A 21,446-nucleotide genomic window follows, 5' to 3' on the forward strand; every position below is an offset into this window, starting at 1 on the left:
ATCTCGGCGGGCTCGGCCTCGGCTGGGCTCGGCTGGGTCGTTTCCGCATCGGTCCGGGCGGATCCCGCCTGACCCGTTTCCGCTCGGTCGGGTGACGGCGCGGGTACCCGTGCACCCGTGCGGGTGGCATCGTCACCATTGGTTGCGCCGGTCTGGCACCCTGGGCCGATGCCGAGCCGATCGATCTCGATTGAGGTTCGTCCCAGCGCCACGGACGACGCGTCTGCGGCGGCAGCGGCCGGGCCGGCCGCCATTGCGGCGCTCACGCACGGCCCGCTCGACTCCGATCGGGCGAGCGATCTCGCCGGCGCCTTCAAGGCCCTGGGTGATCCGGTGCGGCTGCGCCTGCTCTCGATGATCGCCTCGGCGCCGGAGGGCGAGATCTGCGTCTGCGAGCTGGGCGAGGCATTCCCCCTGACCGGCCCCACCATCTCGCACCACCTGCGCATCCTGCGGGAGGCCGGCCTGGTGCGCGGCGCCCGCCGCGGCACCTGGGTCTACTACCGGGCTCTGCCTGGCGAGCTCACCCGCCTGGCGGAGGTTCTCGACGCCGGCCCGCGAGGTCCCGCGGCCCGGTGAGTTCCCGCCGCCCGGGAAGTTCTATCGCCGGTGAGTCCCTGCCGCCTGGTGAGGTCGCTACTGCCCGGTGAAGCCCTCCGCTCGATGAACGCCGTCAGGCCGTGAATCTCGCCGTCCGGGGGAGGCGCCGTGGGTAACCGGGTCGACATCCGTCGCGGAACTCGGAGTGGCCACCGGTGTCAGTCCTGGCGCAGCGCCTCCGGCTTGTGCACCGCCTGACGCCCGGTCCGGTCGCTCTCGACCCTGTACTGCGGTTCGTCCGGCGATGCGGCCACGGTTCGCCCGGCGGCCTCGGTCCTCTCGGTGATCTTCTGCTGGACGGTGCCGTGAACGGTCTCCCCGTGACTGCGCCAGCTGACCTTGTCACCCTTTTTCAGGCTTTCATCGGTATCGGCCATGCCTGTCGCATACCCGGTGTTCCCGCAGGAAAACGGTCGGTTCAGAGCTTCGGGAGATCGCAGACGAAGATCGCGGTCCCCGGGAAGAGCCGGCCCCGCAACGGGCTCCACTGACCCCACACCTGCTCATGGCCGTCCGGCCACTCCGGCTCGACCAGGTCCCGCAGCACGAACCCGGCCGCCACCAGCTCGCGCACCCGGTCGCCGAGGGTCCGGTGCTGTTCCAGGTAGCTGACGGCGCCGTCGTCGTCCCGTTCGACGTAGGGGGAGCGGTCGAAGTACGAGTTCCGGGCCAGGAGGCCGTGCTCGTCCGGCTCGTCCAGGAAGACCCAGCGCATCGGGTGAGTGACCGAGAACACCCAGCTTCCGCCGGGCCGCAGCACCCGGGCCACCTCGCGCATCGCGGCCGCCGAGTCCGCCACGAACGGAATGGCGCCGAACGCCGTGCAGACGATGTCGAACGTGTCCGCCGGGAACGGGAGGGCCAGCGCGTCGGCCTGGACGAGCGGAACGCGTACCCCGCTGCGGTCCTCGGCCTCCCGGGCGTGCCGCAACATGCCCGCGGAGAGGTCGAGGGCGACCGGCAGGGCGCCTTCGCGGCGCAACCACCGGCTCGCTGCCGCGGCGCCCGCTCCCAGCTCCAGGATCTTCTTCCCCTGTACGGGCCCGAGCAGGCGCGCGTCGGCCTCCCGCAGCCGCTCGGGGCACCAGACGAAGTCGGTGTCACCCAGGAAGGCGCCGTGTTCGTCCTGGTAGTCGTCGGCGTCGAGATCCCACCAGGAGCGGTTGGCGTGGCGCGCCTCGGCTTCGGTGACGTGGGGGTCCGGGAGGGGCTCGGACGAGTGGGACGTAGTCACGCGGCAACGGTACGGCAGGCGTGTCCACCGTCCCGATTCGGCTCATAAGGGGCATGCTGACGGGTTCCCGACCAACAATGTGCCGCGGTACTGAGGAGGGCTTGCAACCTGTGGTAATGCGCACGGTAAGCTAGTCGATGCGCTCGCGGATCGTGTGCCTCGGCAGGGAGCAGGTTCCGTGGTCGTCGGTCTCGGCATGATCGGCTGCATTGATCAGACTGCCCATTCGGGTGGTCGTCTCGCTCGCTCGTGTCGTTCCCGACGGCAGTTCCGTGGAGCGCGAGAGACACCACGAATCCATCCGTTCGGAGCAACTGTCCACATGACGAGCAGCATCGAGGCCACCTCGAGCGCCAACAAGGTCACCGTCGACGATCTCGGATCCGAGGAAGCATTCCTCGCGGCCATCGACGAGACCATCAAGTACTTCAACGACGGCGACATTGTCGAAGGCACCGTCGTCAAGGTCGATCGGGACGAGGTCCTGCTCGACATCGGCTACAAGACCGAGGGCGTCATCCCCTCGCGCGAGTTGTCGATCAAGCATGACGTGGACCCCGCGGAAGTGGTGTCGGTCGGAGACCACATCGAAGCCCTCGTCCTCACCAAGGAGGACAAGGAAGGTCGTCTGATCCTCTCGAAGAAGCGTGCGCAGTACGAGCGCGCGTGGGGCACCATCGAGAAGATCAAGGAGGACGACGGCGTCGTTCGCGGCTCCGTCATCGAGGTTGTCAAGGGTGGCCTCATCCTCGACATCGGCCTCCGTGGCTTCCTGCCTGCTTCGCTGGTCGAGATGCGTCGTGTCCGCGACCTGCAGCCGTACGTCGGCCGCGAGCTCGAGGCGAAGATCATCGAGCTGGACAAGAACCGCAACAACGTGGTTCTGTCCCGCCGCGCCTGGCTCGAGCAGACGCAGTCCGAGGTTCGCACCGAGTTCCTCAACAAGCTGCAGAAGGGCCAGGTCCGCAAGGGCGTCGTGTCCTCCATCGTCAACTTCGGTGCCTTCGTTGACCTGGGTGGCGTTGACGGCCTGGTGCACGTCTCCGAGCTCTCCTGGAAGCACATCGACCACCCCTCCGAGGTCGTCGAGGTCGGCCAGGAGGTCGAGGTCGAGGTGCTCGACGTCGACCTGGACCGCGAGCGCGTCTCGCTGTCGCTGAAGGCGACCCAGGAAGACCCGTGGCGTCAGTTCGCCCGGACCCACGCGATCAACCAGATCGTGCCGGGCAAGGTCACCAAGCTCGTTCCGTTCGGCGCGTTCGTCCGCGTCGACGACGGCATCGAGGGCCTGGTGCACATCTCCGAGCTGGCCGAGCGTCACGTCGAGCTGCCCGAGCAGGTCGTCCAGGTCGGTTCGGACGTCCTCGTCAAGGTCATCGACATCGACCTCGAGCGTCGCCGGATCTCGCTGTCGCTCAAGCAGGCCAACGAGAACTTCGTCGAGGGCGAGGAGCACTTCGACCCGACGCTGTACGGCATGGCCGCCACGTACGACAACGAGGGCAACTACATCTACCCGGAGGGCTTCGACCCCGAGACGGGCGAGTGGCTCGAGGGCTTCGACAAGCAGCGCGAGACGTGGGAGAAGCAGTACGCCGACGCCCGCGAGCGCTGGGAGGCCCACACCAAGCAGGTTCACGCGTCCCGCGAGGCCGACGCCGAGGCCGCGCTCAACCCGGTTCCGGCCGGTGGCGTGACCAGCTCGTCGTCGACCTCCACCTCCTCCTCTTCGAGCTCGTCCGCCCCGGCGCGCTCGTCCGAGGAGCCGGCGGGCACCCTGGCCACCGACGAGGCTCTCGCCGCTCTGCGCGAGAAGCTGGCCGGCGGCAAGGGCTGAGCCTGACGTCAGTCAGCCGGTAGGTACTACCCAGAAAGGCCGTCCCGACTCAGGTCGGGGCGGCCTTTCGCCCTTTTCCGCAGTTGCCCGACTCCCCGGCGCGATGGATCAAGACCATCTCCGATACTTGACCCCATGCTGAGAGTCGGTCTCACGGGTGGAATCGGTGCCGGTAAGAGTGCGGTCGCCCGCCGCCTCGCTGAGCGCGGGGCGGTGATCATCGATGCCGATGTGCTCTCCCGGGAGGTGGTCGAGCCCGGGACGGCCGGCCTGGCCGAGATCGTCGAGGCCTTCGGGACCGGCGTGCTCACCCCTGACGGCGAGCTCGACCGCCCGGCGCTGGGCGCGAAGGTCTTCGGCGACGAGGTGGCGCGCCGCCGCCTGGAGAAGATCATTCACCCTCGGGTGCGAGCGCGGACCGTCGAACTGACGCACTCGGCGGCGCCGGACGCGATCGTGGTCAACGACGTGCCGCTCCTGGTCGAGGCGGGGCTCGCGGCGTCGTACCACCTGGTGATCGTGGTGATGGCGGACCGCGAGGTGCGTCTCGAACGCCTCACCCGGCTGCGTGGCATGTCGGCGGCGGAGGCCGTCGCGCGGATCGACGCGCAGACCGATGACGAGCGTCGCCGGGCCGCCGCGGACGTGGTCCTGGAGAACGGGGACGACCTGGAGCGCCTGCACGCCCGGGTGGACGAGCTGTGGCGGGACCGGCTGACCGTGTTCGAGCGCAATCTCCGGTCCGGGTGTTCCGTGGCGAAGGGCCCGGCCTTGCGGATCGTGCCGTTCGATCCGGAGTGGCCGCGGGCGGCGGCCCGGCTCATCGCCCGGATCCGGCACGGGCTCGGCGATCGCGTCCACGTGCACCACATCGGATCGACCGCGGTGCCCGGCCTGCCGTCCAAGGACATCATCGACCTGATGCTCGGCGTGCGGACCCTCGCCGAGGCGGACGCCCTCGCCGGACGGCTCGGTGAGCTGGGCTTCCCGTCGCGGCCGGGGGAGTGGGCGGACAACGCGCACGGCACGCCCGGCCGCACCTGGCCGAAGCGGCTGCACGGCTGCGCCGACCCCGGGTACCGGGTCAACCTGCACGTCCGCGTGGCCGGCTCGCCCGGCTGGCGGTTCGCCCTGCTGATGCGCGACCACCTGTGCGCCGTGCCGGAGGCGCGGGATGCCTACGCGGCGGCGAAGACGCGGCTCGCGCTGAGCCACGAGGACCGGGCGGGTTACGCGGAAGCGAAGGAGCCGTGGTTCGAGGCGGAGGCGCGGGCCGCGGACGACTGGGCCGTGTCGACGGGCTGGCAGCCGCCGGCGCTGTAGCCGCCCGCAGCGTCCTCATCGGGGCTGGTGTGGGCGTCCTCATCGGGCCGGTGTGGGGTGGGAGAGCCCTCGCGGCGGCCGGGTCGCGAAGTGCGACCCACCGCGGGTGCGCGCGCCGGGGCGTCCGGGGCGCATCGACCACAGCGCGGCGCGGACCGTGCGGGCCCGGCGCCGACGGCCGCCGCGAGCGGCCTACCCGGCCAGCCTAGGCGGCGGGGTCAAGGCCGGACAGTGCCGCCGCCGAGCCGAATGTGCACCATCGGCACGGGCGGCACGGATTCTTGTCATACCCCCGACGTACGGTGGTGGCATGGCGCTCGACATCCCACGACTCGACGGCCGGTTCGAGGTCATCAGCGACTATCAGCCCGCGGGTGACCAGCCCGCCGCGATCGACGATCTGGAGCGGCGAGTCCGCCGCGGCGATCGCAACACCGTCCTGCTCGGTGCCACCGGCACGGGCAAGAGCGCCACCACGGCCTGGCTCATCGAGCGGCTCCAGCGGCCGGCTCTGGTGCTCGCGCCCAACAAGACGCTCTGCGCCCAGCTCGCCAAGGAGTTCCGCGAGCTCCTGCCGAACAACGCGGTGGAGTATTTCGTCAGTTACTACGACTACTACCAGCCCGAGGCGTACATCGCCCAGACCGACACCTACATCGAGAAGGACTCCTCGGTCAACGAGGAGGTGGAGCGGCTGCGCCACTCGGCCACCATGTCGCTGCTGACCCGGCGCGACACCATCGTGGTCGCCACCGTCAGCGCCATCTACGGCCTCGGCACCCCGCAGGAATACGTCGAGCGCGCCGCCCGGGTCAAGGTCGGTGAGGAGATCGACCGCGACAAGCTCCTGCGCCGGCTGGTCGACATTCAGTACACCCGCAACGACATGGCCTTCCAGCGAGGCACGTTCCGGGTGCGCGGCGACACCCTGGAGATCATCCCGGCCTACGAGGAACTGGCCATCCGGATCGAGCTCTTCGGCGACGAGGTGGAAAAGCTCTACTACCTCCACCCGCTCACCGGCGATGTGATCCGCGAGGTCGACGAGCTGATCATCTTCCCGGCCTCGCACTACATCGCGGGCCCGGAGCGCATGGAGCGGGCGATCGGCGACATCGAGGCCGAGCTGGCCGACCGGCTCGCCGAGTTCGAGCGGCAGGGCAAGCTGCTCGAAGCACAGCGACTGCGCATGCGCACCACCTATGACATCGAGATGATGCGGCAGGTCGGCTTCTGCAACGGCATCGAGAACTACTCGATGCACATGGACGGGCGCAGTCCCGGCGAGCCGGCATACACCTTGCTCGACTACTTCCCCGACGACTTCGTCACCGTGATCGACGAGTCGCACGTCACCATCCCCCAGATCGGCGGGATGTATGAGGGCGACGCGTCGAGGAAGCGGATCCTCATCGAGCACGGGTTCCGCCTGCCCAGCGCCGCCGACAACCGCCCGTTGCGCTTCGACGAGTTCCTGGAGCGCGTCGGCCAGATGGTGTTCCTCTCCGCCACCCCCGGCAACTGGGAGATGGAGCAGGCGCAGGGCGAGTTCGTCGAGCAGGTCATCCGCCCGACCGGCCTGGTCGACCCGCACGTGGTGGTGAAACCCACCAAGGGTCAGATCGACGACCTGATGCACGAGATCAAGCTGCGCACCGAGAAGGACGAGCGCGTCCTCGTCACCACCCTCACCAAGAAGATGGCCGAGGACCTCACCGACTACCTCCTGGAGAACGGCATCCGGGTCCGCTACCTGCACTCCGAGGTGGACACCCTGCGCCGTGTCGAACTGCTCAAGGAGCTGCGCAAGGGCGACTACGACGTCCTCGTCGGCATCAATCTGCTCCGAGAGGGTCTCGACCTGCCCGAGGTGTCGCTGGTCGCCATCCTCGACGCCGACAAGGAGGGCTTCCTGCGCAGCGGCCGGTCGCTGATCCAGACCATCGGCCGGGCCGCGCGAAACGTCTCCGGCGAAGTCCACATGTACGCGGACAAGATCACGCCGTCGATGCGGGCCGCCATCGAGGAGACCGACCGCCGCCGTGCCAAGCAGATCGCACACAACGAGGCCCACGGCATCCAGCCGCAGGCCCTCCGCAAGAAGATCCACGACATCCTCGACGACATCTACAAGGAAGCCGAGGACACCGACGAGGCTGTCGGCGCGCCGACGGTCGGCGGCGGTGGCCGGCAGATGTCCCGCGGCAAGGCTTCCGTGCCCGAGACCCGTTCCCGGGGCAGCAAGGCCGCGGCCACCCCGGCCCGTGCCGGCATGGCCCGGGCCGAGCTCGCCCAGCTCATCCAGGACCTCAACGACCAGATGCTGGGAGCGGCCCGCGAGCTGCAGTTCGAGCTGGCCGCCCGGATCCGCGACGAGATCCGCGAGCTGAAGAAGGAGCTGCGCGGCATGGACATGGCAGGGGTGAAATAAGCGGTCGTCCACTGGCTATCGGGCTGATTAGGCTGGCGGCATGACACCGGTTCACGACGTCGTCGACGATGACGGCACCCCTGCTGAGCTGGCCGAACCCGCCGCCGGGGAGCCGGCCGCCGGGCTGGTTGCGCAGACGGTTCCGTCTCTGCCGTCCACCCGGCGTGAGCCTTCCGCTCAGGGCGGGCCCTCCGTTCACGGCGGGTCTCCCGCTCAGGGCGGGCTGTCTGCTCAGGGCGGGCCGTCTGATCACGCCGGGCCGTCTGATCACGCCGGGCCGTCCGCCCCTGCTGATCCGGGGCGACTGGTCGAGGGGTGGGGCGAGCTCGGCGAAGGCGAGCTGGTCGAGCTGGCCCAGCGCTGCTGGGCAGTGGACGGCGGGATGCCGCTGGCGATGGAGCCGGGCTTCCTTCGGGGGCGGTGGTTCCGTCCGGGCACGGTGACCTTCGTGGTGCGCGACGCCGATGCTCCCGGCCGAAACGCGAAGGGATTGGTGGCGGCCGTCGCGGTGCGCCAAGGACCGGACGGCCCGGTGATCACCGGGCTGGTGGATCCGGCGGTCCGTGGGCGCGGCATCGGTTCGCGGTTGCTCGACACCGCGCTGGCCTCGGTGGAGACCCCGGCGGGACGCTCCGCCACGGCCGAGATCGACGCGGCGGCGGGCGGGAGTGCTGACGGAGCGCCGGCTCTCGTGACGGTGGAGACCGAAGGCCTCACGTCGGCGGCTGAGGAGTTGTTCGCATCCCGCGGGCTGCGGCAGGTCTTCGCCGAGGACGTCATGCGGATCGATCTGACGACGGCGGACGTGCCGGAGCCGGAGTGGGCAGCGGGCACCGAAGTGGTCGAGTGGGCGGAGGCCACGGCGAAGAGGTTCTATGCCGTCTATGTGGCCGCGTTCCGGGAACGGCCCGGATTCCCGGATCCGTCCGCGGAGCAGTGGATCGAGGACAACGCCGAGGACGACGAGTTCCGGGCCGACTGGTCGCTGCTCGCCTCGATGCCCGAGGCGGGCGACGTGGGATTCGTCACCGCCGCCGAGGGCTGGATCGTCCAGGTCGGCGTGGTCCCGGCGGCTCGGCGGACCGGCCTCGCGGGTGCGCTGATCAGACAGTCCTTGCGGCGGATGATGGAGGACGGTTCCGGTGAGGCCTGGCTCTGCGTCAACGTCGACAATCCGGCCGCGCTCCTCTACCGCCGCCTCGGGTTCGAGGGCAGGGGACAGCGCGCCCGGTACCGGTTTTCCGCAGACGCCCGCCCCGCCCGGGTAACCGACGCGTCCTCCGCCCACATCCCCGACAGCGTTCCGGGACCGGCCGGAGGTTCGTCCACGCCGGCCGCCGGGGGCGTTCGGGGGTCGGCCGATGGTGAGACGGCGCTGGCTCCCGACGGCTCCTTCGGGACGGTGGTGGACGGCGGATCGGGGCGGCCTGCGAGTTCGGTGGTGGGGGAGGACCGATGATTCGGTGGGTTCATGCCTTTCTTGATCGGCCGGCGCGCAAGCTGGACATCGCCGTGGAGTTCTGGAGCGCGGTGACCGGGACCGTCGGCCTGCCTCAGCCGGAACCCGGGTTCGTCGGGCTGCACAGCGAACTCAGTGACGACTGGCTCGAGGTGCAGGGAGTCCTCGACGGGCCCGGCGGGGTGCACCTCGACTTCTCGGTCGACGATGTGTTGGTCTTCGCTGAGCGGGCCACCACGGCGGGGGCTTCGGTGATCGCCGATCACGGGTTCTGGCAGACCCTCGTGTCGCCGGCCGGGGTGGCGTTCTGCGTGGCGCCGTGGAAGGGGCAGAAGCGGCGGCCCCGGCCGTTCGCCGGACCGGACGGCGGGCTCAGCCGGGCGCACCAGGTCTGCCTCGACCTGCCGCCGTCCCGGTTCGAAGCCGAGGTGAGGTTCTGGAGCGGGTTGACCGGGTGGCCGCTGGACAGCAGTGGCCTGCCGGTGTTCTCGCGTCTTCAGCCGGCGTGGCCGGTGCCGATCCGGATCCTCCTCCAGCAACTCGACGAGGAACGGGAGGCTTCGGCTCACCTCGACGTCTCCGCCTCGAACATCCCGGCGACCCGGGCTTGGCACGAGAGGCTCGGGGCTTCGTTCGTCGGCGAGTGGCCGCACTGGACCACGATGACCGACCCGGCCGGCGGCGTCTACTGCCTCACCAAGGGCGACCCGACGATCGACTGACCCGTCACCGCCGACATGCGGGAGGCCTGGAGCCGGCGCCGACGACCAGGCGCCGAGCCTGCGGTGACCTACCCGGCCGTCAGGCGGTGAAGAAGTCGCGGTCGAGGTCGCGGTGGTGGCCGGTGGCGATGTCGGTGAAGTATTCGGCGAGCGGCGGCTGGGCCAGCGACCCGCCGATCAGGGCACGCCACTGCGCGAAACGGTCGGTGCGGCGGAAGTTGCGCTCGTGGGCCTCGACGCTGTCCCACTCGATCAGCAGAACGAAGCGTGTGGAGGACTCGACAGCCCGCTGCAGGCGGAGCGACCGGCAGCCCGGCGCGCCCGCGACCACGGGGCGGGCCATCTGGTAGGCGTTGACGAAGTCGCCCTCCCGGCCGGGGAGGACGTCGATGAGCGTGACTTCGAGAACCATGTGGGCAAGCGTCCCATACGCACCAGATGGTCAGCATACTAGGATGCCTCAAAGGTTGCGGGAACGCCGAATGCCCAGATTGTCGCTGGTCAAGGCGTACGCTAAGAAAATCGGCGGAACCGAGGCGGTGCTTCGGAGTGGCGAGTTCGGGCGAAAGAAGCCGTTTCTGCCTGGATGGGGCGTTTAAACGGCGAGCCTTACCACTCCTGGTCCTCCCGGTGTGCCGTTCGCGCCAAGGATGCGCAACAATGACTCCTGTGGGAGGGGAGTATTCCCCCGCTCCGGTCTCGTCAACACGGAACGCCTCTCGAGGCGAACCCGGGGCCGGTGGTCACAGACTTCTGGATCTGTGGCGGAAGAGACCTCCGACAGTCGCACGTCGCTGCTCTCATTCGGTCATGAGTGAGTGTGGCGACGACCCGTGTCTGCCGGAGGTCCTAGTTGAACGTTTCTGCTTGGGTATGGATCGCCACCCTGGTCGCGCTCATCGCAGTTCTCGCTGTCGATCTGCTCATCATCGGCCGGCGGCCACACGAGCCCAGCATGAAGGAAGCGGGGAGCTGGGTCGCCTTCTATGTCGGCCTCGCCCTGGTCTTCGGCATCGGGGTGTGGCTTACCGCTGGTGGTCAGGCGGCTGGTGAGTTCTACACCGGCTGGCTCACCGAGTATTCGCTGAGCGTCGACAATCTCTTCGTCTTCGTGATCATCATGGCCCGCTTCGCGGTGCCACGGCATCTTCAACAGAAGGTGCTGCTGATCGGTATCGTGCTGGCGCTCGTCATGCGCGGCATCTTCATCGCTGCCGGCGCCGCCCTCATCACGCAGTTCTCCTGGGTGTTCTACATCTTCGGCGTCTTCCTGATCTACACCGCGTTCACGCTGGTGAAGGGTGAGGACGACGGCGACGATTTCAAGGAGAACATCCTGATCCGCTGGGCGAAGCGGGCGCTGCCGCTCTCGTCCGACTTCGGTGACGGCCGGTTCAGCACGATCTCGGCCACCGGTAAGCGGCTCTTCACCCCGATGCTGATCGTGATGATCGCGATCGGCACCACCGACCTGATCTTCGCGCTCGACTCGATCCCGGCGATCTTCGGCATCACCAAGGAGCCGTACCTCGTCTTCACCGCGAACGTCTTCGCGCTGATGGGTTTGCGCCAGCTCTTCTTCCTGCTCGGTGGTCTGCTGGAGCGCCTGGTCTATCTGAACGTCGGCCTGGCCGTGGTGCTCGCCTTCATCGGCGTCAAGCTGGTCCTCGAGGCCCTGCACACCAACAGCCTGTCCTTCATCAACGGCGGCAATGGTTTCCACTGGGCTCCCGAGATCCCGATCTGGCTCTCCCTGCTGGTGATCCTCGGCACTCTGGCCGTTGCCACGGTGGCCAGCCTGATGAAGACCTCCCGGGACAAGAAGCGAGAGCTCCAGACCACCCCGCGCTGACACTCCGCACTCCGGTGCCCGACAAGCAGGCGTAGGCGACATGTCGCCTACGCCTGCTGCGTCCGGCGTCGTTCTCGTGGATCACGACTGGTAGCGACATCACAACACCGCATGGCTAAGGTTCCGCGGCGCGCCCCCGATCTCATGGAGACGGCGAGGTGGACGGGGGCGTGGCATGCCGGTGACGGTTGAAGAGCGACAGCGAGGGCTGGGTGCTCGCACCACGACGAACGCCATGCCGCTGCTGCTCGGCATGCCTCTCTTCTTCGCCCTGATGTACGCGTTGATGGCCTGGGGACATCGGCACGGCGCCGTTCTCGGATCGCCGGTGCTGGTCGCGGCCCTGGGCACGCTCTTCGGCGCCAGCGGTGACGAGAGGTGGCAGCGCCTGCTGGGCGGGGGCCACCTGCACACCCGGCCGGTGCTGCGGCTGGTCTACGCCATGACCTTGATGGCGACCACGCTGCTCCTGGCGGGCTGGGGCTTCCTCCTGCCGGCCTGCGCCATGCTGATCGCCGTGATACACATCGGCTGGACCGGTTCCCGCACCTGGCGCCCGGCAGCGTTCATCACGGCGATCGTGACCGTCATCAGCGAGACGATCATCCATGTGGGCGTCGTCGAGTCCGTCGTGTCGCCCGCGTACTCGCACGTCGCCGCCGCGCTGAACCTGACCATCGCCGTCTTCGGCCTGAGCAACCTGGGTCTCAGCGCCGCCCGGGGTGAGCAGGCCGCGATGGCCGTGCAGCGGGCGGAGGAACGCTATCGCGCGCTCGTCCGGAACTCCTCGGACGTGGTCTCCGTCATCGACGCCGACGGCCGGCTCACCCACATCAGCGACGCCGTGCTGCAGGTGAGCGGACGCAACGCCGCTGACCTCCTGAACACCAGCTACCTCGACCTGTTCCACCCGGACGACCAGCCTGAGGCCCGCGCCGCCCTGGCCGGCCTCACGTCCACCGGCGCCGACAGCCGGGCGCGGCTGGAGGTGCGCACCCGCCACCACGACGGCACCTGGCGCTGGCACGAGGTCACGCTGCACAACGCGTTCGGTGACCCGGCGGTCCAGGGCATCGTGTCGAACCAGCGCGACGTCAGCGACCGGCGTGCGCACCAGGACCGGCTGGCCTACGCGGCGTCCCACGACGCGCTGACCGGACTGCCCAACCGTGCGGAGTTGCTGCGTCTGCTCGCCGAGGCGTCGCCGAAAGCCACCGCGGCCGAAGCCGTGGCGGTGCTCTTCATCGATTTGGACGGCTTCAAAGCGGTCAATGACACCTACGGCCATGCCACCGGGGACGCCCTGCTCGTCGCCGCCGCCCAGCGGCTCGGCGCTGGTCTGCGCGCGTCAGACGTGCTGGCCCGGCTCGGCGGGGACGAGTTCGCTGCCTTCCTCACCGGCGTCACCAATACGGCGTCAGTGCATGAGCGGGCCCACCGGCTCATGCAGGACATGGCGATGCCCTTCCACCTCGCCGAGCATGAGGTGCGCATCGGCGCGAGCATCGGCGTCGCCCTCGGGCACGGGCCGACCGACGCGGACGCTCTGCTGGCCCGTGCCGACGCCCAGATGTACACGGTGAAGCGCGACGCCGCCGGCCGCCGCCGGTCTCCCGCGGTCGCGGCGGCGGCCTGACCGCCCCAAACCCGTCTCACCCCGAGCGAAGCCCCGAGCGAAGGCCGGGAACAGGGAACCCGGGGCGGAGCCCGAGCGAAGGCCCGGAGCAGAGCCCGGAACAGGGAGGGCCCGGAGCAGAGCCCGGAACAGGGACACGTACCGAAGCGAGAACCGGAAGCAAAAGGCCCGCCCCGGCGAAGGGGCGGGCCTGATGGCGAACCGGCTTACTGGTGCTTGCGGCGAGCGGCAGCCCGGCCACGAGCGGTCTGGTCCAGCTCGACCTTGCGAATCCGGACGGCCGTCGAGGTGACCTCGACGCACTCGTCCTCGCGGCAGAACTCGAGGCACTGCTCCAGGGACAGCTTGCGCGGCGGGATCACCTTCTCGGTGTTGTCGGCGCTCGCCGCCCGCATGTTGGTGAGCTTCTTCTCCTTGGTGATGTTGACGTCCATGTCGTCCTCGCGAGAGTTCTCGCCGACGATCATGCCCTCGTAGACCTCGGTGCCCGGTTCGACGAAGAGCTGGCCGCGCTCCTGCAGGTTGATCATCGCGAAGCCGGTGACCGCGCCGGCGCGGTCGGCGACGAGGGAGCCGTTCTGGCGGGTGCGGAGCTCGCCGAACCAGGGCTCGTGGCGCTCGTAGAGGTGGTGCATGATGCCGGTGCCGCGGGTCTCGGTGAGGAACTCGGTGCGGAAGCCGATCAGACCCCGCGCCGGAACCAGCCACTCCATGCGCAGCCAGCCGGTGCCGTGGTTGATCAACTCTTCCATCCGGCCCTTGCGGGTGGAGAGCAGCGTGGTGATGGCGCCCATGTACTCGTCGGGGGCGTCGATGGTGACCCGCTCGACCGGCTCGTGCACCTTGCCGTCAACGACCTTGGTGACCACCTGCGGCTTGCCGACGGTCAGCTCGTAGCCTTCGCGGCGCATCTGCTCGACCAGAATGGCGAGGGCGAGCTCACCACGGCCCTGGACCTCCCAGGCATCGGGGCGGTCGGTCGGGAGGATCCGCAGCGAGACGTTGCCGATCAGTTCCTTGTCGAGGCGGTCCTTGACCATGCGCGCGGTGACCTTGGCGCCCTTGACCTTGCCGACCAGCGGCGAGGTGTTGGTGCCGAGGACCATCGAGATGGCGGGCTCGTCGACGGTGATCAGCGGCAGCGGGACCGGGTTCTCCGCGTCGGCGAGGGTCTCACCGATCATGATCTCGGGGATGCCGGCGAGGGCGATGATGTCGCCGGGACCGGCGCTCTCGGCGGGCTTGCGCTCCAGGCCCTCGGTGACGAGCAGCTCGGAGATGCGCACGTTGCTGATGGTGCCGTCGGTCTTGCACCAGGCGACCGTCTGGCCCTTGCGGATGGTGCCCTCGTGCACGCGGCAGAGCGCGAGACGGCCGAGGAACGGCGAGGCGTCGAGGTTGACGACGTGCGCCTGGAGCGGGGCGCCCTCGGTGAACTTCGGGGCCGGGATCGTGTCGAGGATGGTGCTGAACAGCACTTCGAGGTCGGTGCTGTCCTCGGGGACGGTGCCGTCCTTGGGCTGGGTCAGCGAGGCGATGCCGTCGCGGGCGCAGGCGTAGACGATCGGGAACTCGATCTGGTGCTCGTCGGCGTCGAGGTCGAGGAAGAGCTCGTAGGTCTCGTCGACGACCTCTTTGATCCGGGCGTCGGGCCGGTCGACCTTGTTGATGATCAGAATGATCGGGAGCTTGGCGGCGAGCGCCTTGCGGAGCACGAAGCGGGTCTGCGGGAGCGGGCCCTCGGACGCGTCGACGAGCAGCGCGACACCGTCGACCATGGTGAGGCCGCGCTCGACCTCACCGCCGAAGTCGGCGTGACCTGGGGTGTCGATGATGTTGATGGTTACGGGTTCGCCGTCGGCGGGTCGGTAGCTGATCGCCGTGTTCTTGGCGAGAATGGTGATGCCCTTTTCCCGCTCCAGGTCCATGGAGTCCATGGCGCGGTCGGCCATCTCGCCGCGCGCGTGGGACTGGCTGCCCTGGCGCAGCATGGCGTCGACCAGGGTGGTTTTGCCATGGTCGACGTGAGCGATGATGGCGACGTTGCGTAGGTCGGTGCGGGTCTGCATGCCCTCCATTGTTCCCGGCTCAGGTTGCCGTTGATGACACGGGGTCAAGTCCCGAATCTTGTGCTCTTTTGACCGGTTTTTGGGGCCCTGAAGATCTTTTGACTGCTGTTAGCGTTCCCCATCGATGTCTCACGGGGGAGGTTCGCATTGATGAGAAGACGCGTTCATGTGGCGGTCGCGCTGGTGACTCTGGTGGTGCTCGCGGCCTGCGGGCAGGCCGGAGCGGGCGAGAAGGAGAACGTGGCCGCACCACTGCCGGTGTCGGTCGCGCCCACCTCGGCCGAACCTGAGCCGACTGCCGAAGAAGTGACCGAAGAGGCGACACCGGAGCCGGTGGCGACCACGAAGAAGGCGACGAAGTCGACGTCGCCGTCGCCCAGTCCGACCGAGGAGGACTGGAGTCAGAAGCCGGACTGTGCCGAGTACGTCGGCAAGAACGTCTCCAAGGGCAAGGCCAAGGCGGCGTTGAAGAAGGCGTCGGCCCGGGTCTACTGGCGCACCGAGGCGCCGAAGCTGAAGCTCAACTTCTCCCTGGTCCGGGCGGTCTCGTGGCAGGAGAGCGGCTGGCAGAGCGCGATCAGGAACTGTGACGGCGGCTTCGGGCTGATGCAGGTCATGCCGGACACCCTGGCGCACATCAATCAGCGGTTCGGCCTGGATTACAACGCGAACGGCGACCCCCAGGACAACGCGTACGCCGGCGCCAACTATCTGGCCTGGCTGACCAAGTATTTCGGGGACGCCTACTTCAAGGGCAGCTACGACCTGAGCCCGTCGAAGTGCAAGAGCCACTCCTCCTGGTGCCTGCTCAACGTGGTCGTCTCGGCCTACAACGCGGGGTACGGCACGGTCGATGACGGCGCCGCGAGGAAGGCGCTGCCCAACCCGGCCTACGTCGACTCGGTGCGCTCGCTGATGGCTGACTGCCCCTGCGACAAGTACTGACTAAATCGCGGGATACACTGGCAGAGTTCCCCGGGACCTCGGTTTGGTTTACGCCACGGCGTTCGAGTACTGTCTCGGGGTTGTCGTGTGTCGTTGAAGCTGGCGAGCTGCATTCTCGGCTTGTGCAGCTCACCCTAAGGAGCCTTACCCGATGCCTCCCAAGAAGAAGACCCATGAGGTAACCCTCGCGCTCGAGGCGGGTAACGCCGCGATGGTCGACCTCGGTAAGATGCTCGGCCCGACCGGCGCCAACATGCGTGCCGTCAAGGTCGAGTATGACGAGGCCACGTCGAAGAACCGGGGCGAGATCATCCCGGTCATCGTGTCGGTCTACGAGGACCGCAGCCACACGCTGGCTTACAAGACGCCGCCGACCAGCTTCCTCATCCGGAAGTCTCTGGGCATTCAGTCCGGCGCCGCCAACCCGCTGACCACGACCGTCGGCACGCTCAGCGCCGACCAGGTCAAGGAGATCGCGGAGCGCAAGCTGCCCGACCTCAACGCGAACGACATGGACGCCGCGATCAAGATCGTTGCCGGCACCGCCCGCTCCATGGGCGTCAAGGTCGCTTCCTGATCACCGAGTTCTGCTGAACGGGCCCCGGTTCTTACCGGGGCCCGTTCTTTTTCGGAGCCACCACCTCGTCGATCAGCCCGTACTCCAGGGCTTCCGCCGCGCTCAGGACCCGCCCGGCGGACAGGTCGTCCTCGATCCGGCTGCGCGGTCTCCCGGTGATCTCGGCGAGCCGGACCATCACCTCCTCCAGCTCCCGCAGATGCTGCCCGGCAGCGGCCGCGACCTCGTCGGCGGTGCCGGTGACCCCGGCGGCGCGCGGTTCGGTGAGCTTGAAACGGGCGTGCCGGTACGCCGCCCGCTGATCCGCCGCCGCGAGCACCGCCAGCGTCGCCCCGCCCGCCTCCGACGTCACCAGGGCGTGCACCGGCGCGGTCAGCGCGTCCAGCACGTCGACCACGGAGAGGGCGGCGCTCAGCGACCCGCCCGGACTGGACACGTGCAGGTGGACCACCTCCGGGCCGGCCGAGTCGAGGGTGAGCAGGGCGGCCGCGATCCCGGTGGCGGTCTCGGCGGTGAGCTGGCCGCGCAGCATCACGATCCGCTGGTCGAAGAGCCGCTCCTCCAGCCAGCCCGGTAGTCCCGGCCCGTCGGAGGGCAGGTGTGGCGGCTGCCACTCGGGCGGATGACTCGGATGGGGAAAGAGCGGCACGGTTACCTCCGGTGCTCAAGGGCTCCCGCCAGCGTAACCAGGTCGCCGGAAAACATGCCGCCAACCGGAGGCGACGGAATCGCGCCGGACGTCATGCAACCTCAGGGGAGGTCGGAGTCGTCAAGGGGGCGTGAGAGCGAAGGAGGGGCTCGTGTGAAGAACGAGCGTGATGAGCAATTCCATCAGTTCGTGGTCAGCCGGAGGGCCGCGCTGGTGCGGACCGCGACTCTGCTCACGGCGGGCGACGCCCACTTGGCCGAGGACCTTGTGCAGTCCACCCTGACGAAACTGTACGTCGCCTGGCCGGCGTTCCAGCGAGCCGACAACCCGGACGGTTACGTCCGGCGGGTGCTGGTGAACGCGCTGACCGACGAGCGGCGGCGGTGGTGGCGGCGCAGTGAACGGCCGATGGCCGAGGTCCCCGACCGGGCGGCCGTGTCACACATCGAGGGTGACCTCTCCGGCGGGCTGCGCGTGGCCCTGCGGGAGCTGCCACCGAGGATGCGGGCGGCGCTGGTGTTCCGCTACTTCTACGACCTCGACATCGCCGACACCGCCGACGCCCTCGGGTGCTCCGAGGGGACGGTGAAGAGCCAGACCGCGCGGGCGCTCGACAGACTCCGCACGGTTCTCGGCCCGAATCCCTCGCTCGCACTTCTGTGACCAGGAGAGACTGACATGATGAATCTTCACGACGGGCTGGCGCGGATCGCCGGCCCGGCCGCTGAACCGACCCCCGCGCAGGTCGCCGCCGACATGGCCCGCGGGCAGAAGGCACTGCGCCGCCGCCGGCTCCTCCAGGCCGGCAGTGGCTCCGCGTTCGCGATCGCCGCCCTCGCCGCGGCCGTCGCGTTCGCCACCAACGGCGGAGCCGTGCCGGCCGGCACCGCCCCGCTCGCTCAGACCACCACCGCCGCCACCGCCAGCGCCGCAGCGGCGCCGGGCGTCAAGCTGGTCGCCTACACCGGCGAGCAGCCGAAGGGCTACACGGTGGACAAGGTGCCGGACGGCTGGGAGATCCAGGGCGTCGACGAGTACGTCCTCACGCTCGCCCCGAAGGACGCCAAGGACAAGAACATCAACAGCTTCGAGGGCAAGGTCGTCGTCATGCTCCAGTCGGTCGACGACAAGAACACCCCGAAGGGCGAGAAGGTCGACGTCGCAGGCAATCCGGGCGTGCTCACCAAGGCTGAGGGCCAGACCACCGGCTGGTGGCTGTTCGTCGACCAGCCCAGCGGCCCGCGCATGCACGTGCAGGTCTGGGACGACCTGGGCTGGAGCAAGTCCGACGTCGTCGAGTTCGCCAAGGGCGTTCACGTGAACAAGAACGCCAAGCCGGGCCGCGGCTGACGAATCGGGTGGAAGACGGGAGACCGGAACGGGGAAAGCGTCCCGGTCTCCCCGGGCTCGTGCCCGGAGGAAAGCTCTCCGGGCACGTGCCCGGAAAAAGCTACCCGGTTCGTGGCGAAGAAAGTACGTAGCCGGCCCCGATGTGGGCGCCCCCCGGACGGCATGACGATGGTGCCATGCCCGGCAGGGGCGGAGACGGGGGTACGGCATGATCGCCCAGCGCACGGAGGGGCCGGCGGTACAGCAGGAGTACACCATCGAGGAGCTGAGCCGCCAGGTCGGCATGTCGGCGCGGAACATCCGGGCCCATCAGGCCCGCCGGATCCTCGCCCCGCCGGTGCGGCGCGGCCGCACCGTGATCTACCAGGAGCATCACCTGCGCCGGCTGGAGACCATCCTGTCGCTGCAACGGCAGGGGTTCAACCTCACCTCGATCGAGGCGATGCTGGGGGTACGGGGCACCCTGTCACCCGGAGACGGCCTCGCGCCCCTGATGCAGCGGCTGGCCGTGGAGTCACCGGCGCTCGTCGACGCGCTCACCCGGCACGGCGTGGTCGCGTGGAAGGAGAACGGGGCGGTGCAGATGGTCCGCCCGAGGGCGCTGCGGGCGGCTCTCGAACTGCACCGGTCCGGGCTGCCGGCCCGGCACACCATGCAGGTGCTGGTGGAGGTGCTGGACCGGATCGGCCGCCCGGTCGACGAGTTGCTGCGGTCGACGGGAGACCGGATCCTGTCCCTTCCCGGCGATCCGGCCCGGCCGCGCGCCGCCACCTGGGACGAGTGGAGCGACTCGGCGGAACTGCTCGCGCAGGGCCTGATCGACCTGATCAGCGAGGCCTTCCGGGTGGTGGCGGAGAACCGCGGCCCGACGTCGGTGGTCGACATCGTGGGCCGCCGTTCCGGCCAGGCGACCGTCATGCTGGTGGAGACCGCCGCGGCGATCGACCTCGGCTGATCACTCGTCGTCCGCCGTGGTCACCAGCTGGCGCCGGGCCAGTTGGTGGAACAGCCCGTTCCGGTCGGCCATCAGGGCGCCGAACGTGCCCTGCTGGACCACCTTCCCCCGGTCCATCACGATGATCAGGTCGGCGTGCCGCACGGTGGAGAGCCGGTGCGCGATCACCAGACGGGTGGCGCTGAGCTGCCGGGTGCTCTCGGTCACCCGCTCCTGGGTGCGGTTGTCCAGCGCGCTGGTCGCCTCGTCGAAGAAGAGCATCCGCGGCCGGTGGATCAGCGCGCGGGCGATCAGGACCCGTTGCCGCTGACCCACCGAGAGCGTGCCCCCGCCGTGCGGAACCATGGTCGCCACCCCCATCGGCAGCCGGCCGATGTCCTCGTCGAGGCCGGCCAGGCGGGCCGCCTCCAGAACCCGGTCGAGGCTGTAGGACGCGGCGCCGCAGATGTTGTCCCGGAGCGTCCCGGCGAAGAGCTGCCCGTCCTGCAGGACCACCCCGCACTGCCGGCGGACCGCCTGCAGGTCGAGTTCCGCGAGATCCTGATGGTCGTAGTGAACGGCGCCCTGCGACGGTGACTCGAAGCCCAGCAGGAGCCGCAACAGGGTGGACTTGCCGCAGCCGCTCGGGCCGACGATCGCGACGAACGAACCGGCCGGCACCCGGACGGTCACGTCGTCGATCACCGGGGGGCCGTCCGGGCCGTACCCGAAACTGACCTGCTGGAGGGTGATCTCGCCGCGCAGGTCGCCGGGATCGGCGCGGTCCGGCGTCCGCTCCGGCTCGCCCGCCACGACCAGCTTCAGTTCGGCGAGGCGGGGCAGCACGGCGAGCAGCTCGACGCTCCCCGACACGATCACCAGCAGCGCGCCCACCAGCATGATGAAGGCCACGTTGAGGGCGAAGAAGTCGTCCGGCGCCAGGCGGTCGGCGAGCGGCCCGGTGAGGATGGTGAAGAGCAGCAGCTGGCCCACGATCGGCAGCACGGTGGCCACCGCACGGAGCACGGCCTGTACCCGCCGGACCTGGTTGAGGGTGCCTCGCGCGTACGCCGCCTGCTCGAACCAGCGGGCGAACGCCCGGTCCTCGGCCCCCGCGAGTTTGATCTTCGCGATTCCGCTGATCAGCTGGTGAGCGGTCGACACCGCCTGATGCTCGGCCGGCAACGCCCGCCGCTGCCGCACCATGACGACCCGGCCCAGGACGCCGACCAGCAGCAGCCCGGCGAGGGCCAGGCCGGTCGAGGCCAGACCGAGCGGGGCGCTCAGCACCCAGATCAGCGTCAGCATCGTGGCGGCGGTCAGGGACGAGGTCAGCAGCAGCAGGACCACCCCGGACAGGGCCTCCCGCGCGAACGAGACACCGAGCAGCGTGTTGGCGAGTTCGCCGCTGCTGACGCCGCGGAAGAACCGGACCGGCAGGCGCAGCAGCCGATCCCAGAGAACCAGTTGTACGCCGTACTCGACGCGTCCCTCGCCCCGGAGCATGCGCAGGTTGGTGGCGACGCCGACCAGGGCGGACACCCCGCCGCAGGCCACCAGCAGCAGCGCCGACCAGGCCAGGCCCGACAGGGACACTCGCGCGGCGAGGGCGCCCAGGACCTTGCCGGTCACGATCGGCGCGGCGAGGGCCAGCGCCGCGACGATCAGGCCGCAGGCCGCCAGGGCCGCCAGATCCGCCGCCCCGCCGGCGTTGCCCAGCCGGAACACCTGCCGGACCGGCGCCCGCATCGGCAGCGGGCGCTGCACCTGCGTGGCGGTGCGGGACACTCCGGCCGCCGCGGCACGGCCGGGGGGGCGGGGGGGCCCC

19 protein-coding genes are annotated in these 21,446 nt (G+C 69.4%); 13 read left to right on the forward strand and 6 right to left on the reverse strand.

Features of this window, described 5'->3' with window-relative positions; all coding sequences use genetic code 11:
• The first annotated feature begins 168 nt into the window (after positions 1 to 168).
• Positions 169 to 579, forward strand: coding sequence for an ArsR/SmtB family transcription factor (locus QLQ12_RS38770; protein ID WP_282765938.1), 411 nt, complete (start codon positions 169 to 171; stop codon positions 577 to 579).
• Positions 580 to 758: 179 nt separating this feature from the next.
• On the opposite strand, the gene QLQ12_RS38775 is transcribed toward QLQ12_RS38770, so the two are convergent.
• Both QLQ12_RS38775 and QLQ12_RS38780 read right to left on the reverse strand, forming a co-directional pair.
• Positions 759 to 977: a hypervirulence associated TUDOR domain-containing protein gene (locus QLQ12_RS38775; protein WP_282765939.1), complete on the reverse strand. Its 219-nt coding sequence runs from the start codon at positions 975 to 977 to the stop codon at positions 759 to 761.
• Positions 978 to 1,018: 41 nt separating this feature from the next.
• Positions 1,019 to 1,834 (reverse strand): class I SAM-dependent methyltransferase, encoded by an 816-nt coding sequence (locus QLQ12_RS38780; RefSeq protein WP_282765940.1) that lies wholly within the window; start codon positions 1,832 to 1,834, stop codon positions 1,019 to 1,021.
• 196 nt (positions 1,835 to 2,030) lie between these two features.
• On the opposite strand from QLQ12_RS38780, the gene rpsA reads away from it, so the two are divergent.
• The 5 genes from rpsA to QLQ12_RS38805 all read left to right on the forward strand — a co-directional run bounded on the left by rpsA (position 2,031) and on the right by QLQ12_RS38805 (position 9,606).
• On the forward strand, positions 2,031 to 3,671 hold the full coding sequence (rpsA, locus tag QLQ12_RS38785; protein ID WP_407651683.1) for a 30S ribosomal protein S1: 1,641 nt from the start codon (positions 2,031 to 2,033) through the stop codon (positions 3,669 to 3,671).
• A gap of 135 nt (positions 3,672 to 3,806) precedes the next feature.
• Entirely contained in the window at positions 3,807 to 4,994 is a 1,188-nt protein-coding gene (gene coaE / locus QLQ12_RS38790) for a dephospho-CoA kinase (RefSeq protein WP_282765942.1), read from the forward strand.
• A 310-nt stretch (positions 4,995 to 5,304) separates the two neighbouring features.
• On the forward strand, positions 5,305 to 7,425 hold the full coding sequence (uvrB, locus tag QLQ12_RS38795; RefSeq protein WP_282765943.1) for an excinuclease ABC subunit UvrB: 2,121 nt from the start codon (positions 5,305 to 5,307) through the stop codon (positions 7,423 to 7,425).
• A gap of 40 nt (positions 7,426 to 7,465) precedes the next feature.
• Positions 7,466 to 8,884 (forward strand): GNAT family N-acetyltransferase, encoded by a 1,419-nt coding sequence (locus QLQ12_RS38800; protein ID WP_282765944.1) that lies wholly within the window; start codon positions 7,466 to 7,468, stop codon positions 8,882 to 8,884.
• A complete protein-coding gene (locus tag QLQ12_RS38805) occupies positions 8,881 to 9,606 on the forward strand; it encodes a VOC family protein (RefSeq protein WP_282765945.1) in 726 nt (241 codons plus the stop codon). The genes QLQ12_RS38800 and QLQ12_RS38805 overlap by 4 nt, the downstream gene beginning before the upstream one ends.
• Positions 9,607 to 9,685: 79 nt before the next feature.
• Here the strand turns inward: QLQ12_RS38805 and QLQ12_RS38810 are convergent, their stop codons facing one another.
• Positions 9,686 to 10,018: an antibiotic biosynthesis monooxygenase family protein gene (locus QLQ12_RS38810; RefSeq protein ID WP_282765946.1), complete on the reverse strand. Its 333-nt coding sequence runs from the start codon at positions 10,016 to 10,018 to the stop codon at positions 9,686 to 9,688.
• Positions 10,019 to 10,459: 441 nt separating this feature from the next.
• Here QLQ12_RS38810 and QLQ12_RS38815 point away from each other — a divergent pair, with 441 nt between their 5' ends.
• The gene (locus QLQ12_RS38815) at positions 10,460 to 11,458 is read left to right on the forward strand and encodes a TerC family protein (RefSeq protein WP_282765947.1); all 999 of its coding nucleotides are present in this window, start codon (positions 10,460 to 10,462) and stop codon (positions 11,456 to 11,458) included.
• A 175-nt stretch (positions 11,459 to 11,633) separates the two neighbouring features.
• Positions 11,634 to 13,094 (forward strand): sensor domain-containing diguanylate cyclase, encoded by a 1,461-nt coding sequence (locus QLQ12_RS38820; RefSeq protein WP_282765948.1) that lies wholly within the window; start codon positions 11,634 to 11,636, stop codon positions 13,092 to 13,094.
• A 206-nt stretch (positions 13,095 to 13,300) separates the two neighbouring features.
• Here the strand turns inward: QLQ12_RS38820 and typA are convergent, their stop codons facing one another.
• Positions 13,301 to 15,163: a translational GTPase TypA gene (gene typA / locus QLQ12_RS38825; protein ID WP_282765949.1), complete on the reverse strand. Its 1,863-nt coding sequence runs from the start codon at positions 15,161 to 15,163 to the stop codon at positions 13,301 to 13,303.
• Between the two features lie 150 nt (positions 15,164 to 15,313).
• Between typA and QLQ12_RS38830 the strand changes: the two genes are divergently transcribed.
• Positions 15,314 to 16,108, forward strand: coding sequence for a lytic transglycosylase domain-containing protein (locus QLQ12_RS38830; protein WP_282765950.1), 795 nt, complete (start codon positions 15,314 to 15,316; stop codon positions 16,106 to 16,108).
• 151 nt (positions 16,109 to 16,259) lie between these two features.
• Complete coding sequence (locus QLQ12_RS38835; protein ID WP_282765951.1) at positions 16,260 to 16,685, forward strand: uL11 family ribosomal protein; 426 nt, start codon at positions 16,260 to 16,262, stop codon at positions 16,683 to 16,685.
• 31 nt (positions 16,686 to 16,716) lie between these two features.
• Here the strand turns inward: QLQ12_RS38835 and QLQ12_RS38840 are convergent, their stop codons facing one another.
• Entirely contained in the window at positions 16,717 to 17,334 is a 618-nt protein-coding gene (locus tag QLQ12_RS38840) for an ATP-dependent Clp protease proteolytic subunit (RefSeq protein ID WP_282765953.1), read from the reverse strand.
• Between the two features lie 153 nt (positions 17,335 to 17,487).
• Between QLQ12_RS38840 and QLQ12_RS38845 the strand changes: the two genes are divergently transcribed.
• The 3 genes from QLQ12_RS38845 to QLQ12_RS38855 all read left to right on the forward strand — a co-directional run bounded on the left by QLQ12_RS38845 (position 17,488) and on the right by QLQ12_RS38855 (position 19,639).
• Positions 17,488 to 17,997 (forward strand): SigE family RNA polymerase sigma factor, encoded by a 510-nt coding sequence (locus tag QLQ12_RS38845; RefSeq protein WP_282765954.1) that lies wholly within the window; start codon positions 17,488 to 17,490, stop codon positions 17,995 to 17,997.
• A gap of 15 nt (positions 17,998 to 18,012) precedes the next feature.
• On the forward strand, positions 18,013 to 18,684 hold the full coding sequence (locus QLQ12_RS38850; RefSeq protein WP_282765955.1) for a hypothetical protein: 672 nt from the start codon (positions 18,013 to 18,015) through the stop codon (positions 18,682 to 18,684).
• A gap of 208 nt (positions 18,685 to 18,892) precedes the next feature.
• Positions 18,893 to 19,639 (forward strand): MerR family transcriptional regulator, encoded by a 747-nt coding sequence (locus QLQ12_RS38855; RefSeq protein ID WP_282765956.1) that lies wholly within the window; start codon positions 18,893 to 18,895, stop codon positions 19,637 to 19,639.
• On the opposite strand, the gene QLQ12_RS38860 is transcribed toward QLQ12_RS38855, so the two are convergent.
• The coding region (locus QLQ12_RS38860) for an ATP-binding cassette domain-containing protein (RefSeq protein ID WP_282765957.1) at positions 19,640 to 21,446 on the reverse strand (1,807 nt) is incomplete at its 5' end. It abuts the gene before it with no gap.

It is taken from the genome of Actinoplanes sandaracinus, assembly GCF_030009775.1.
In the GTDB taxonomy this organism is placed as follows: Bacteria; Actinomycetota; Actinomycetes; order Mycobacteriales; family Micromonosporaceae; genus Actinoplanes; species Actinoplanes sandaracinus.